Below are 13,968 nucleotides of genomic sequence, written 5' to 3' on the forward strand. Positions count from 1 at the left end.
CGTGGCCTTGAACCTGGCCCCCGCTACGACAAACTGGCTGCGCATGCTGCGTGCGGAAACCATGAAACTTGGTCTGTACCTGAGTGGCGGAGTGCAATTCCTGATGGTAGTGGATATGGAAACGGCGTTAGGTAAACTGCAAGAGCAGACCATTGATTCCCTTCACAGAGATATGCGTGAAAAGGGAATCCCTTACGCTACGGTGCGTAAAGCCGATGACAATACCGTAGAGATCCGTTTCCGCGATGCGGCAACGCGTAACGACGCAATTTCGTATCTCACCCCCCGTCATCGCGATCTGGTGTTTAACGCCAGCGGCGATAACCTGATGCGTGCGATGATGAGCGCCGAGCGCCTGCGTGAAGCGCGCGAATACGCCGTCCAGCAAAACATCAATATCCTGCGTAACCGCGTTAACCAACTGGGCGTGGCCGAACCTCTGGTGCAGCGTCAGGGTGCGGATCGCATTGTGGTTGAGCTGCCCGGTATTCAAGACACCGCGCGTGCCAAAGAAATTCTGGGTGCGACGGCAACGCTGGAATTCCGTCTGGCAAACAGTTCTGCGGACGTGACGGCAGCGGCCAATGGCCGTGTTCCGGTTGATTCCGAAGTGAAAAACATGCGTGATGGCACCCCGGTGGTGCTGTATAAGCGTGTGATCCTCACCGGTGACCACATTACCGATTCCACCTCGGGTGCCGACGAATACGGTCGTCCGCAGGTGAATATCTCGCTGGACAGTGCGGGCGGTAACGCCATGTCCAATTTCACCAAGGACAGCATCGGTAAACCGATGGCAACCTTGTTTGTGGAATACAAGGACAGCGGTAAGAAAGATGCTACGTCGGGTCGTTCCATTCTGGAAAAACACGAAGAAGTGATCAACGTCGCGACCATTCAGTCGCGTCTGGGTAACAGCTTCCGTATTACCGGTATCGACAACCCGAACGAAGCGCGTCAACTCTCACTGTTGCTGCGTGCCGGTGCATTGATTGCCCCGATCCAGATTGTTGAAGAGCGCACCATCGGGCCAACGCTGGGGATGCAAAACATCACCCAGGGGCTTGAAGCCTGCTTGTGGGGGCTGGTGGCGTCTATCGTGTTTATGGTGGTGTTCTACAAAGGGTTTGGTGTCATTGCGACCACTGCGTTGGTGGCTAACCTGGTGCTGATCGTCGGGGTGATGTCACTGTTGCCGGGGGCGACGCTCACCATGCCGGGGATTGCCGGTATCGTGTTGACGCTGGCGGTGGCGGTGGATGCCAACGTACTGATTAACGAACGTATCAAAGAAGAATTCAGGAACGGGCGCACGGTTCAGCAAGCCATTCATGAAGGGTACAAAGGTGCGTTCTCCAGTATCATTGACGCCAACCTGACAACGATGATCACGGCAGTGATTCTGTACGCTGTGGGGACCGGTTCAATCAAAGGCTTTGCCATTACGATGGCGATTGGGGTTGCGACCTCGATGTTTACCGCTATTGTTGGCACCCGTGCGATTGTGAACCTGGTTTACGGCGGCAAACGCGTTAACAAGCTGTCTATTTGAGGAGTGCGTCGTGGCACAGGAATATACTGTTGAACAGCTCAACTATGGTCGTAAAGTCTATGACTTTATGCGTTGGGATAACGTCGCGTTCGTCATTTCGGGCACTTTGTTAATCCTGTCACTGATTGTTATGGGTGTACGCGGGTTTAACTGGGGGTTGGATTTCACCGGTGGTACGGTGATTGAAATTAACCTGGAAAAACCGGCCGATCTGGACCTCATTCGTGACTCGCTGGAAAAAGCCGGTTTTGCCGATCCGTTGATTCAGAACTTCGGTAGCAGCCGTGATGTGATGGTGCGCATGCCGCCAAGCGTGGGCACGTCAGGTCAGGAGCTGGGCAACAAAGTGGTTAGCGTGATTAACCAGGGCACGGAACAGAGTGCAACGGTGAAGCGCATCGAGTTTGTTGGGCCGAGTGTGGGTAACGATTTGGCGCAAGATGGTGCTATGGCATTGCTGGCGGCGTTGATCTGCATCTTGATCTACGTAGGATTCCGTTTTGAATGGCGTCTGGCGTTGGGTGCGGTGCTGGCATTGGCGCACGACGTGATCATCACCATGGGGGTGTTCTCGCTGTTTCAAATCGAAATCGATTTGACCATTGTGGCATCGCTGATGTCGGTTATCGGTTACTCGTTGAACGACAGCATCGTGGTATCTGACCGTATTCGTGAAAACTTCCGCAAGATTCGCCGCGGTACGCCTTACGAAATCATGAACGTGTCGCTGACACAGACGTTGAGCCGTACTTTGATGACCTCCGGCACCACGCTGGGTGTGGTATTGATGCTCTACATTTTTGGCGGCGCGATGCTGGAAGGTTTCTCGCTGGCAATGCTGATCGGGGTGTCTATCGGTACTATCTCCTCCATCTACGTGGCCTCAGCGCTAGCGCTGAAGCTTGGGATGAAGCGCGAACACCTGCTGGTGCAGAAAGTCGAGAAGGAAGGGGCGGATCAACCCTCCATCTTGCCATAAGGCCGTTTGATAACGTTGAGAAAAATCCCTGCTGCGGCAGGGATTTTTTTTATGTATCAGGGGCGGCTGGTTTCAACCTGATGCAGGCGTATAAACCCGAGCTGTTCCGGTGTGACACCGCTTAGCCGCACGCCAAATATGGCTTCGGTTTTGGGCAAGAGGGGGGCGTCGAGCACCAGCGGCTGGGTGTGAGTTTCGCTTGGCAACGGCTTGCTGCTGACCGGATCGAGCTGACCCCAATCGAGTTGCGCGTGAAACGCGGGCAGTGCTGCCCCTTCCAGTAGCCGAACGTGCAACAGCGCCTGGGTGCCATTCGCCTCGGGTTCAATATGGCTCAGGGAAATGCTCAGTTTGCCAATATTGCTTTCTAAAATTGCGCTATTTTTCGCGCTGGGTAGCAGGTACACACCGTGGGTAGAGTGACTGTTTAAGGTATTTTGCTGCTCCAGGGCTAACGCCTGTGCCGTCAGTGTTTGTAATTGCCGGTTAAGCTGCCCCACTTCCCGTTGCAGCGTAGGCGTTTGTGGAGGCGCTGAACAGCCCGTCAGCACCAGCACCAAGAGGCCAGATGAACGATAATGGTTATTCATTCAGGTTTTTCCCTCATTGCATTATTCCATTTCTCGTGTCTTTTTTACGTGGCAAGTATATAAGCGTAGTGGCGAATGAGAGTTAAATCATGCTGCGTTTATGCTGGCACCTATACAAATATTGGTCTGTAAGCGCTGGATATTTGGGTTAGTCAATCAAATCAGGGTAAACTAGGCGCAAGAGAAGCTAATTCATCGGGATATGTTATGCACTGCCCATTCTGCTCCGCTGTTGATACCAAAGTTATTGATTCTCGTCTGGTCGGCGAAGGCACGCAGGTGCGGCGTCGCCGTCAGTGTCTAGTGTGCAATGAGCGCTTTACCACCTTTGAGGTGGCGGAGCTAGTGATGCCCCGGGTGATCAAGAGTAATGACGTCCGCGAGCTTTTCAACGAAGAAAAATTGCGTAAAGGGATGCTGAAAGCGCTGGAAAAGCGGCGGGTCAGTGCGGATGACGTTGAAAACGCCCTCAATCATATCAAATCTCAACTGCGCGCCATGGGTGAGCGTGAAGTCACCGCCAAGATGATCGGCAATCTGGTGATGGATGCCCTGAAGCGTCTGGACAAAGTCGCTTATATTCGTTTTGCCTCCGTATACCGTAGCTTCGAGGATATCCGGGAGTTTGGCGAAGAGATTGCTCGGTTACAGGATTAGTCATATGGAACGGCAAGATGAATTCTGGATGGCGCGCGCGCTTGAATTAGCGCGGCGCGGGCGTTTCACTACGTCGCCAAACCCTAACGTTGGTTGTGTGATTGTGCGCGACGGTGAAATGGTCGGTGAAGGCTATCACCTGCGCGCCGGTGAGCCGCATGCGGAAGTGCATGCGCTGCGCATGGCGGGTGAACAGGCCCGGGGAGCAACCGCCTATGTGACGCTGGAGCCGTGCAGTCACCATGGGCGCACGCCGCCCTGTGCGGATGCGCTGATTGCGGCGGGTGTGGCGCGCGTCGTGGCGGCGATGCAAGATCCCAATCCTCAGGTGGCCGGGCGCGGTTTGCACCGTTTACAGCAGTCGGGTATCGCCGTCAGTCATGGCCTGATGATGCAAGATGCCGAGCAGGTCAATCTGGGTTTTCTGAAACGGATGCGCACCGGCGTTCCCTATGTCCGTCTTAAAGTGGCTGCTTCGCTGGATGGCAGCACGGCGATGGCGTCCGGAGAGAGCAAGTGGATCACCTCTCCCGAGGCGCGTCAGGATGTGCAACGCTTTCGCGCACAAAGCGCCGCTATCCTTAGCAGCAGCGCTACCGTGTTGGCGGACGATCCGCTGTTGACGGTACGTTGGGATATGTTGGATGCCGCTACGCAACAACAGCTTCCCGATGTAGCGCTTCCTCAACCTGTGCGCGTGATCGTCGACAGCCATGGGCGCGTAACGCCTCAGCATCAACTGGTCCATCAACCGGGCCAAACCTGGCTGGCGAGTACCCAACCGAACAATGACAGCGTATGGCCTGAAAGCGTGACACACCTTACTCTGCCCGCCCACGGTGGCGGTGTCGATTTGGTTGCGCTAATGATGACGCTCGGCAAGCGCCAGATTAATTCGGTTTGGGTTGAAGCTGGTGCTACGCTGGCAGGCGCGCTGTTGAATGCGGGCGTGGTCGATGAGCTGATCGTGTATATGGCCCCGAAACTGTTAGGGCATGATGCCCGGGCCCTGTGTGTGTTGCCGGGGTTGACGCAGTTGGCGCTAGCGCCTTCATTTACGCTGACGGAGGTGTGCCAGATTGGCCCCGATCTCCGTCTGCGTTTGATACCGCAATCCTGACGTCGAGATCCTGCGGTTTTGGTTTGCTCTGGCCCCTATGGTGTGTGGCAGACAAAACCGGATATGCTGTCGCAAGAATGTGATAGAATCCGCCCCCCTGCGGGGTATTAGCATGCGATTATGATTATAAGGAACGCTATGAACGTCATTGAAGGTGTTGTTGCCACCCCTGATGCCCGCGTCGCGATTGCGATTGCCCGTTTCAACAATTTTATCAACGATAGCCTGCTGGAAGGCGCTATCGATGCGCTGAAACGTATTGGCCAGGTCAAAGATGAAAACATTACCGTCGTGTGGGTACCGGGTGCCTATGAGCTGCCGATGACCGCGCGCGCGCTGGCAAAAAATGGCTATGACGCCGTCGTGGCACTGGGAACGGTTATCCGTGGCGGTACTGCGCATTTTGAATATGTTGCGGGTGAGTGCAGCTCCGGGTTGGCTCATGTTGCCATGAACAGCGATATTCCTGTGACGTTTGGCGTTTTGACGACAGAAAGCATCGAGCAGGCGATTGAACGCGCTGGTACCAAAGCGGGCAATAAGGGTGCAGAAGCTGCGCTGACCGCGCTGGAAATGATTAACGTATTGAAAGCTATCAAATAAGTTTGATTAAAAAAGGGGTATTCCGTGAAACCTGCTGCTCGTCGCCGCGCTCGTGAATGTGCGGTTCAAGCGCTGTATTCCTGGCAATTGTCAAAGAATGACATTGCCGATATTGAACTGCAATTCCTGAGTGAGCAGGATGTCAAAGATGTCGACATCAGCTACTTTCGTGAGTTGCTGGCGGGCGTCGCCATGCAGGCAGAAAAACTGGATGCATTGATGGCACCCTACCTGTCACGTCAGCTCGAAGAGTTGGGGCAGGTGGAGCGCGCCGTGCTGCGTATTGCACTGTTCGAACTGAGCAAGCGCGACGACGTCCCTTACAAGGTTGCCATCAACGAAGCCATTGAACTGGCGAAAGTGTTCGGTGCGGAAGATAGCCACAAGTTTGTCAACGGCGTATTGGATAAAGTCGCTCCTACGGTGCGCCAAACCAAGAAGTAACGCTCAGTGCCGGAATACCGGCCCTGTTCGCGATTGTTTTTGACGGAAACGGTTATGGTTTACGGTGAGTTTGATCTGATTGCCCGCTATTTCAATCGTGCGAACGCCTACAAGGCGGGAAATCCGCGTCGTGATGTGGAATTGGGGATTGGCGACGATTGTGCGTTGCTCACAGTGGCAGAAAAGCAGCTTTTAGCCGTCAGTACCGACACGCTGGTGTCTGGTGTGCATTTCCTACCGACTATCGATCCTGCTGATTTGGGTTACAAATCGCTGGCCGTTAATTTAAGCGATCTGGCAGCCATGGGGGCCGATCCCGCCTGGCTCTCTCTCGCCATTACCTTGCCCGAAATCAACAGCGCGTGGTTGGCAGCCTACAGCGATAGCCTGTTCACGCTGCTGGATTACTATGGCATGCAGCTGATTGGCGGCGATACCACACGCGGTCCGCTGATCCTTACGTTGACTATTCACGGGCTGGTGCCTGCCGGTCGTGCGTTCACCCGTGCCGGTGCCCGCATTGGCGATTGGATCTACGTGACCGGAACGCTGGGTGACAGCGCCGCCGGGCTGGCGATTTTGCAACAACGTTTGCAGGTGAGTGACAGCGCGGCGCGTCAGTCATTGGTGCAACGCCATTTGCGTCCGCAGCCGCGCATTCTGCAAGGCCAGGCGTTACGTACGCTTGCCAGCGCGGCTATCGATCTGTCGGATGGGTTGATCTCGGATTTACGCCATATTTTGGCCGCTAGCGATTGCGGCGCGCGCGTGCAGCTTGATGCTGTTCCTTATTCATCGGCAATGATGCAACACGTTGAGCCCGATCAGGCGCTGCGTTGGGCGCTGTCTGGCGGGGAAGATTATGAACTGTGCTTTACCGTGCCGGAAATTAATCGCGGGGCGATCGACATGGCGCTGGGCCAACTCGGCGTAGGCTATACCTGCATTGGTCAGATAGCTCCGCCGTCCGAGGGGCTACGCTTTTTCCGTGGTGATAACGCAGTGGAACTGAACTGGAAAGGCTATGACCACTTCAGCCAATAACCGAGAAACAAAGCGTGCCGCTAAGCAGCGTTTGCGCCTGAGCAATCCCTGGCATCTGCTGGCCACCGGGTTTGGCAGTGGCCTTTCACCCTGGATGCCGGGCACGGCGGGATCGCTGGCGGCGATCCCGGTGTGGTATCTGCTCTCCTTCCTGCCCTGGCAACTGTATTCACTGACTATCATGTTCAGCATTTGCATCGGCGTTTACCTGTGTCATCAAACGGCCAAAGACATGGGCGTACACGATCACGGCAGCATCGTCTGGGATGAATTTGTCGGGATGTGGATCATGCTGATGGCGATCCCGGATGAACAGTGGCAGTGGGTGCTGGCAGGGTTTGTGGTGTTTCGCATTCTGGATATTTTCAAACCCTGGCCGATACGCTGGTTCGATCGCAACGTGCACGGCGGCATGGGTATCATGATTGACGATATTGTGGCAGGGGTTATCTCTGCGGGCATTATCTACTGGATTGGGCACCACTGGCCGCTATTTTCTTAAACTGTATGCGCGATGGCTGACCGGGGCGGCTGCCCCGGTCGAAACAACTATCATTGCAGCCATTCATCAATGCGACGTTCGATGCCCGTCGCATCCAACCCCAGATCGTGACGTACTTCTTCCTGAGTCCCTTGGGGAATAAAGCTGTCCGGTAGCCCCAGATTTAACACCGGAATGCCCAGACGCTGCGCCATCACCACTTCATTCACGCCGCTGCCCGCACCGCCCATCAATGCATTCTCTTCCAGCGTCACCAGCAGATCGTGGCTTTTTGCCAGTTCAGCGATCAGCGTTTCATCCAGCGGTTTGACGAAGCGCATGTCGACCAATGTCGCATTGCGCTTTTCGGCAACCGGCTGTGCTTCTGGCAGCAGTGTGCCGAAATTGAGGATGGCGACTTTCTCGCCCGTGCGTCGTACCACCCCTTTACCGATCGGCAATTCCTGCAACGGCTCAAGCGTGGCTCCAGTACCGGTACCGCGTGGGTAACGCACGGCGCAAGGGCCGTCTTGATAACGGTAGCCGGTAAACAACATCTGGCGACATTCGTTCTCATCGCTCGGTGCCATGATAATCAGATCGGGAATGCAACGCAGGAAGGACAAATCAAACGCCCCCTGATGCGTTTGGCCGTCCGCGCCCACAATACCGCCGCGATCGATAGCGAACAGTACCGGCAGATTCTGAATGGCGACGTCGTGAATCACCTGATCGTAGGCGCGTTGTAAAAAGGTGGAGTAGATCGCCACCACCGGTTTGTACCCGCCCAGCGCTAAACCGGCGGCAAAGGTGACGGCGTGCTGCTCGGCAATGGCAACATCGAAATATTGTTGTGGGTAGTCGCGAGAGAAGCGCACCATGCCAGAACCTTCGCGCATCGCTGGCGTTACCGCCATCAGCTTGCTGTCTTTGGCGGCGATTTCACACAGCCAATCACCGAAAATGGCCGAGTAGCTGGGAAGGCTCGCCTTGCTTTTGGGCAAGGTGCCGCTGGCCGGATCAAACTTGGGCACGGCATGCCAACTGATAGGATCTTGCTCTGCCGGAGCATAGCCACGACCTTTTTTGGTTATGATATGCAGCAACTGCGGGCCCTTCAGGCTACGCATATTTTTCAGGGTTTGCGCCAGCCCGACCACATCATGGCCGTCGACCGGGCCGATGTAGTTAAAGCCGAGTTCTTCAAACAGCGTTCCGGGTACCACCATGCCTTTCAGATGTTCTTCCGTGCGTTTGACCAGCTCTTTGATCGGCGGGATGCCAGACAGTACTTTCTTACCGCCTTCGCGCAGGGTGGAGTAGAGTTTGCCGGACAACAGTTGTGCCAGGTGATTGTTGAGCGCACCGACGTTCTCGGAAATGGACATCTCATTGTCGTTCAACACCACCAGCAGATCGGAACGAATATCGCCCGCGTGGTTCATGGCTTCAAACGCCATACCTGCCGTCAGTGCGCCGTCGCCGATAACGCACACGGTGCGGCGTCCTTTGCCTTCACGTTCGGCGGCAACCGCCATGCCCAGCCCGGCGCTGATCGACGTGGAGGAGTGACCGACGCTTAACACATCGTATTCACTCTCACCGCGCCAGGGGAACGGGTGCAGGCCGCCTTTTTGGCGGATGGTGGCAATGCGATCGCGGCGACCGGTGATGATTTTGTGAGGATAGGCTTGATGACCGACATCCCACACCAGATGGTCAAATGGCGTGTTGTAGACATAGTGCAGCGCCACGGTGAGTTCAACGGTGCCGAGCCCTGAAGCAAAGTGGCCGCTGGAGCGACTCACGCTGTCCAGCAGATATTGACGAAGTTCATCGCACAGTTTAGGCAGGCTGTCACGCGGCAGCATGCGCAGTTCGTCAGGTGTTTCCACTAAAGCCAGTGTAGGGTACTTTGCAATATCAAAACTCATTTGCGACTCATTCTGAGGTGTAATCCCCGTTCTCTCTCAAGAGGCGAATGGAGTGTCCATCCGGGCGTTGCCACCGTGCGACACGCTTGAAATTCACTGGGTGATGTTGAAATTATTTATCTCGCTCGACGATATAATTCGCCAATGCCCGTAGTACCGTGGTATCGAGCGGCGTTGCGCTGGCCGCTTGCAGTTCATCCAATGCTGCCAGTGATTCCTGATAGAGATCCCACGCCTTTGCCCGTGCACTGTCAAGCCCGAGCAAGCCGGGATAGGTGCTTTTGCCCAGTTGCTGATCGGCCCCTTGTCGCTTGCCGGTGGTGGCGCTGTCACCAACCACATCAAGGATGTCATCCTGAACCTGAAAGGCCAGGCCGATGGCATTGGAATAGCGATCGAGGTGTGGCAGTGCTGCCCGACCCGTAGTACCAGCGCTGAGCGCGCCGAGCCTGACTGCTGTGCGAATCAATGCGCCGGTTTTGTGGCGATGAATTTGCTCCAGCGCGGTGAGATCGACTTGCTTACCCTCTGCCGCCAAATCCAGCGCTTGCCCGCCGCACATGCCTGCCACGCCGCTGGCGTACGCCAGTTCTGCAACCATTGAGAGGCGATCGCGGTCGCTGACTTCCGGCATGGAGCCGTCAGCCAGAATGGAAAAGGCTAACGTTTGAAGCGCATCCCCAGCCAGAACCGCCGTGGCTTCGCCAAATTTAATGTGACAGGTCGGTTGACCGCGGCGCAGGTCATCATCGTCCATGGCAGGCAAATCGTCATGAATCAGCGAATAAGCGTGGATAGATTCCACTGCGGCAGCCGGCGTATCCAGGCTGCTCAGCGGAATGCCGAAAAGTTGCCCGGTGGTATAAACCAAAAAAGGGCGAAGGCGTTTGCCTCCCAGCAGCGCACCGTAGGCCATGGCGTCAACCAGCGGACTGCCCTGAAACGGCAAGTCGGTGATAAAACGGTTCAATGCCTGATTAACGCGATCGGCATGGGCGCGTAATTGCTCAGCGAATTCCGTCATAGTGGTTTACTGTTCGGGGTTGTCGTGCCCTGAGCGAAAGAGGACAGCGCGGCATCCGGTTCATCGCTTAGCAGGATTTGTACGCGTTGCTCTGCTTGTTGCAACTGCAACTGTCCCTGACGTGCCAACTGAATGCCATTTTCAAAAGCGCTCAGCGCGGCTTCCAACGGCAAATCGCCCGACTCAAGGCGGGTGACAATATGTTCCAACTGTTGCAGCGCATCTTCAAAACTCAGCGCTGTGTCAGCGGTGTTCAGCGTTTCGCTGTTTGCCTCCGAGTGAGGCGACGTTTTTTTTGCAGGCATGACCTATTTTACATCCTGATCGCTAAGTGATGATGTTCTTTTAGTGTCGTTAATCGTTACTGTTCGCTACTGGCCCATCGCACAGATAAGCAACATCCTTCCTGCGCGCAGCGTGCGAGAAGATGATATACTCCGCGCCCTGGATGCTATTGGTAAAATCACCCCATGGAACGAGTTTACCGATAACGTGAATGTAGCACTCGGGTTAACACTTACGCCCATTTGACCAAGTAGCGACAGCCATCATGAAGTTTATCATTAAATTGTTCCCGGAAATCACCATCAAGAGTCAATCTGTGCGGTTGCGCTTTATTAAGATACTTACCGGTAACATTCGTAACGTGCTTAAGCAGTATGACGACCAACTGGCCGTCGTCCGTCATTGGGATCATATCGAAGTCCGCGCCAAAGAGGAAAGCCAACGCGGAGAGATTCGCGATGCGTTAACCCGTATTCCCGGCATTCATCATATTCTGGACGTTGAAGACCACGCTTACACCGACGTGCACGACATTTTTGAACAAACGTTGGCGCTGTATCGTCCGCAGCTGGAAGGGAAAAGCTTCTGTATACGCGTGAAACGGCGCGGCAAGCACGACTTCTCATCGCAGGATGTGGAGCGTTATGTGGGCGGTGGACTTAATCAGCACATCGACAGTGCGCGCGTTAACCTTACCACGCCGCAGGTCACGGTTCATCTGGAGATTGAACAGGATCGTTTGCTGCTGATTAAAGGGCGTTATGAAGGCATCGGTGGTTTCCCTATCGGTACACAAGAAGATGTACTGTCACTGATTTCCGGCGGGTTCGATTCTGGCGTGTCTAGCTATATGCTTATCCGCCGTGGCTGTCGCGTGCATTACTGCTTTTTCAATCTGGGCGGCGCAGCGCATGAAATTGGTGTTAAACAGGTCGCACACTATTTGTGGAAACGCTTTGGCAGCTCGCATCGCGTGCGCTTTGTCGCTATTGATTTTGAACCCGTGGTGGGCGAGATCCTGGAAAAAGTGGATGACGGCCAGATGGGCGTCGTGCTTAAACGCATGATGGTGCGTGCCGCATCGAGCATTGCGGAGCGTTATGGCGTTCAGGCGTTGGTAACCGGCGAAGCGTTAGGTCAGGTTTCCAGTCAAACGTTGACCAACCTGCGTCTCATCGATAATGCGTCGGATACGCTGATTCTGCGCCCGCTGATTTCACACGATAAAGAGCACATCATCAAGCTGGCGCGCCATTTAGGCACGGAAGATTTTGCCAAGACCATGCCTGAGTATTGCGGGGTGATTTCCAAGAGCCCAACAGTAAAAGCGGTTAAATCCAAAATCGAAGAGGAAGAAGGTAAATTCGATTTTGAGATTCTGGACAGGGTGGTTTTTGAAGTGCGCAATATAGATATCCGCGATATCGCCACCCAGACCTCGCAAGAGATCACGGAAGTTGAAACCGTGGCATCGCTTTCTGCTGACGATATTCTGCTGGATATTCGCTCGGTGGATGAGCAAGACGATCGTCCGCTTGCGCTCACCGGTGTCGAAATCAAATCGCTGCCGTTCTACAAGCTCAGCACGCAGTTTGGCGATCTTGATCAGGGTAAGACCTATCTGCTGTACTGTGAACGCGGTGTGATGAGTCGTTTGCAGGCGCTGTATCTGCGTGAGCAGGGGTTCACTAACGTGAAGGTCTATCGGCCTTAACCTTGCTCTCATCATCCTCCGCGTGTGCGGAGGATGTGTGGATCACAGAAGATTGGGCGTATTAATCCCGATAATCATAAATGCCCGGTGGCAGCGCCAACTGCGCTGCCACTTCTGCCGCTTTGGCACGCCCGGACAGTAAATCAATCAGCTTCAAGGCGAAATCCATGCTGGTGCCGGGGCCCTGGCTGGTCAGCAGATTAACGCGCGGATCGAATACCACGCGCTTATCCATCCATTTTTCTGGTGCGATTTTCTCTTTTAGCGTGGGGTATCCGGTCATGTTGCCGACCGGAAACAGCTGGTGGTGTTCCAGCACCAGAGCAGGAACGGCACAGATAGCGGCCACAATTTTCCCTTCCTGATGCTTTTGGCGAATGCATTCCACCAGCAACGGGCTGTCGCGGAAGCATTCTGCTCCCTTGACACCGCCCGGTAACACGATGGCATCAAACGGGTTATCTGCAACGGAAACCAGCGGTGCATCCGCCACCAATCTTGCGCCACGCGAACAGGTTATCGTTGTTGCGCCATCGCTGGCGACAGTGACAGCAATACCAGCGCGTACCAGCAGGTCAAATGTGGTGACGGCCTCGGTTTCTTCGCTACCAGGAGCCAGACAGAGGAGTACCGATGCGGTCATATTCGCTTTCCTTTAGCTTAATCATTTCAAATAAACGGCTGTTTTCCGGCAATGTTAAGCCGTGGGCACGGGCCCGTTGCAGCAGATAGCCGGTAATATAGTCAATTTCGGTGTGACGCTGGGCACGGATATCTTGCAGCATGGAAGACGTGTTTTCGGCGGTATTCTGAATCAATTGCTCCACGTACAGTTTCACCTGCTCCAGCGAATCGGGGTGGCCTTCACGCTCCATGACGCGCACGATCTCCTGACACAGCAGGTCTATTTGCTCGGGATAAGCGCTTAACGCCCCATTTTTACAGTTATAGAGCACGGTTAACGGGTTGATTACACAGTTTGCTGCCAGCTTACGCCAGCACGTCACGGCAATATTATTGTACCATGCGACATCCGGCAGCGCTTGATGCAGCAATGCAGCCAGCGCAGAGTGCGTATCTCTGTGAGGAACCGCGCCACGGCTGTTGCCGCTGGTAATGGCACCAATGTGCGTGGTTCCTCCGGCAACGTGCACCACCAGCGTCGCATCGCGTCGTGCGGCGTGAGTCGTGACGCCTTGTAACAGCGGTTGGGTCAATACCGGCAACTCTTCCCGGGTGCCCATGCCATTGTGCAACAACAAAATGGTACAGTTGGGGGCGATAATCGGTAATAAGGCGCTGACGGCATCGGAAACCTGCCAGGCTTTAAGGGTTACCAACAGCAGTTCGCTCTGCATCAGGTGCTCGGGATCGTTTGTCGGCAGCATCAGATTGCACAGTTTTCCGTCCAGCATTTGTACGTTGACAGCACAGTACGGAGCGGGGAAACGCATCCATCCCTGAACGTCGTGGCCTTGCTGATGTAATGCGGCAAGCCAAAGCTGACCCAGTGCGCCGCAACCCAGCACGGTAATTTTCAT

General features: G+C 54.9%; 15 protein-coding genes. 9 read left to right on the forward strand and 6 right to left on the reverse strand.

The window, feature by feature from the left end; genetic code table 11:
* Both secD and secF read left to right on the forward strand, forming a co-directional pair.
* A partial coding sequence (secD, locus tag ACTBDZ_RS01285) for a protein translocase subunit SecD (protein ID WP_438813925.1) occupies positions 1–1,552 on the forward strand: 1,552 nt, incomplete at its 5' end.
* Between the two features lie 10 nt (positions 1,553–1,562).
* Positions 1,563–2,531 (forward strand): protein translocase subunit SecF, encoded by a 969-nt coding sequence (gene secF, locus ACTBDZ_RS01290; protein ID WP_222158289.1) that lies wholly within the window; start codon positions 1,563–1,565, stop codon positions 2,529–2,531.
* A gap of 56 nt (positions 2,532–2,587) precedes the next feature.
* On the opposite strand, the gene ACTBDZ_RS01295 is transcribed toward secF, so the two are convergent.
* A complete protein-coding gene (locus ACTBDZ_RS01295; protein WP_438813926.1) occupies positions 2,588–3,121 on the reverse strand; it encodes a DUF3251 domain-containing protein in 534 nt (177 codons plus the stop codon).
* Positions 3,122–3,328: 207 nt separating this feature from the next.
* On the opposite strand from ACTBDZ_RS01295, the gene nrdR reads away from it, so the two are divergent.
* The 6 genes from nrdR (at position 3,329) to pgpA (ending at position 7,491) form a co-directional block, all read left to right on the forward strand.
* Positions 3,329–3,778, forward strand: a complete 450-nt coding sequence (gene nrdR, locus ACTBDZ_RS01300) for a transcriptional regulator NrdR (RefSeq protein WP_438813927.1) — start codon at positions 3,329–3,331, stop codon at positions 3,776–3,778.
* A gap of 4 nt (positions 3,779–3,782) precedes the next feature.
* Positions 3,783–4,898, forward strand: a complete 1,116-nt coding sequence (gene ribD, locus ACTBDZ_RS01305; RefSeq protein ID WP_438813928.1) for a bifunctional diaminohydroxyphosphoribosylaminopyrimidine deaminase/5-amino-6-(5-phosphoribosylamino)uracil reductase RibD — start codon at positions 3,783–3,785, stop codon at positions 4,896–4,898.
* Between the two features lie 138 nt (positions 4,899–5,036).
* Positions 5,037–5,501: a 6,7-dimethyl-8-ribityllumazine synthase gene (gene ribH, locus ACTBDZ_RS01310; protein ID WP_252318939.1), complete on the forward strand. Its 465-nt coding sequence runs from the start codon at positions 5,037–5,039 to the stop codon at positions 5,499–5,501.
* 24 nt (positions 5,502–5,525) lie between these two features.
* Complete coding sequence (nusB, locus tag ACTBDZ_RS01315) at positions 5,526–5,945, forward strand: transcription antitermination factor NusB (RefSeq protein WP_222158284.1); 420 nt, start codon at positions 5,526–5,528, stop codon at positions 5,943–5,945.
* Positions 5,946–5,999: 54 nt separating this feature from the next.
* Positions 6,000–6,989: a thiamine-phosphate kinase gene (gene thiL / locus ACTBDZ_RS01320; protein WP_438813929.1), complete on the forward strand. Its 990-nt coding sequence runs from the start codon at positions 6,000–6,002 to the stop codon at positions 6,987–6,989.
* Positions 6,970–7,491, forward strand: a complete 522-nt coding sequence (pgpA, locus tag ACTBDZ_RS01325; protein ID WP_438813930.1) for a phosphatidylglycerophosphatase A — start codon at positions 6,970–6,972, stop codon at positions 7,489–7,491. Before thiL ends, pgpA begins: the two co-directional genes overlap by 20 nt.
* Positions 7,492–7,541: 50 nt before the next feature.
* Here the strand turns inward: pgpA and dxs are convergent, their stop codons facing one another.
* From dxs to xseB, 3 genes are all read right to left on the reverse strand, one after another.
* Positions 7,542–9,404 (reverse strand): 1-deoxy-D-xylulose-5-phosphate synthase, encoded by a 1,863-nt coding sequence (dxs, locus tag ACTBDZ_RS01330; protein ID WP_438813931.1) that lies wholly within the window; start codon positions 9,402–9,404, stop codon positions 7,542–7,544.
* 112 nt (positions 9,405–9,516) lie between these two features.
* Complete coding sequence (gene ispA / locus ACTBDZ_RS01335) at positions 9,517–10,428, reverse strand: (2E,6E)-farnesyl diphosphate synthase (protein WP_438813932.1); 912 nt, start codon at positions 10,426–10,428, stop codon at positions 9,517–9,519.
* On the reverse strand, positions 10,425–10,733 hold the full coding sequence (gene xseB / locus ACTBDZ_RS01340) for an exodeoxyribonuclease VII small subunit (protein ID WP_438813933.1): 309 nt from the start codon (positions 10,731–10,733) through the stop codon (positions 10,425–10,427). Before xseB ends, ispA begins: the two co-directional genes overlap by 4 nt.
* A gap of 245 nt (positions 10,734–10,978) precedes the next feature.
* Between xseB and thiI the strand changes: the two genes are divergently transcribed.
* Positions 10,979–12,427: a tRNA uracil 4-sulfurtransferase ThiI gene (gene thiI / locus ACTBDZ_RS01345; protein WP_438813934.1), complete on the forward strand. Its 1,449-nt coding sequence runs from the start codon at positions 10,979–10,981 to the stop codon at positions 12,425–12,427.
* Between the two features lie 61 nt (positions 12,428–12,488).
* Here the strand turns inward: thiI and yajL are convergent, their stop codons facing one another.
* Both yajL and panE read right to left on the reverse strand, forming a co-directional pair.
* Positions 12,489–13,070, reverse strand: a complete 582-nt coding sequence (gene yajL, locus ACTBDZ_RS01350; RefSeq protein ID WP_438813935.1) for a protein deglycase YajL — start codon at positions 13,068–13,070, stop codon at positions 12,489–12,491.
* Positions 13,033–13,968 (reverse strand): 2-dehydropantoate 2-reductase, encoded by a 936-nt coding sequence (gene panE, locus ACTBDZ_RS01355; protein ID WP_438813936.1) that lies wholly within the window; start codon positions 13,966–13,968, stop codon positions 13,033–13,035. Before panE ends, yajL begins: the two co-directional genes overlap by 38 nt.

This window comes from Symbiopectobacterium sp. (assembly GCF_051710365.1).
GTDB lineage: Bacteria > Pseudomonadota > Gammaproteobacteria > Enterobacterales > Enterobacteriaceae > Symbiopectobacterium.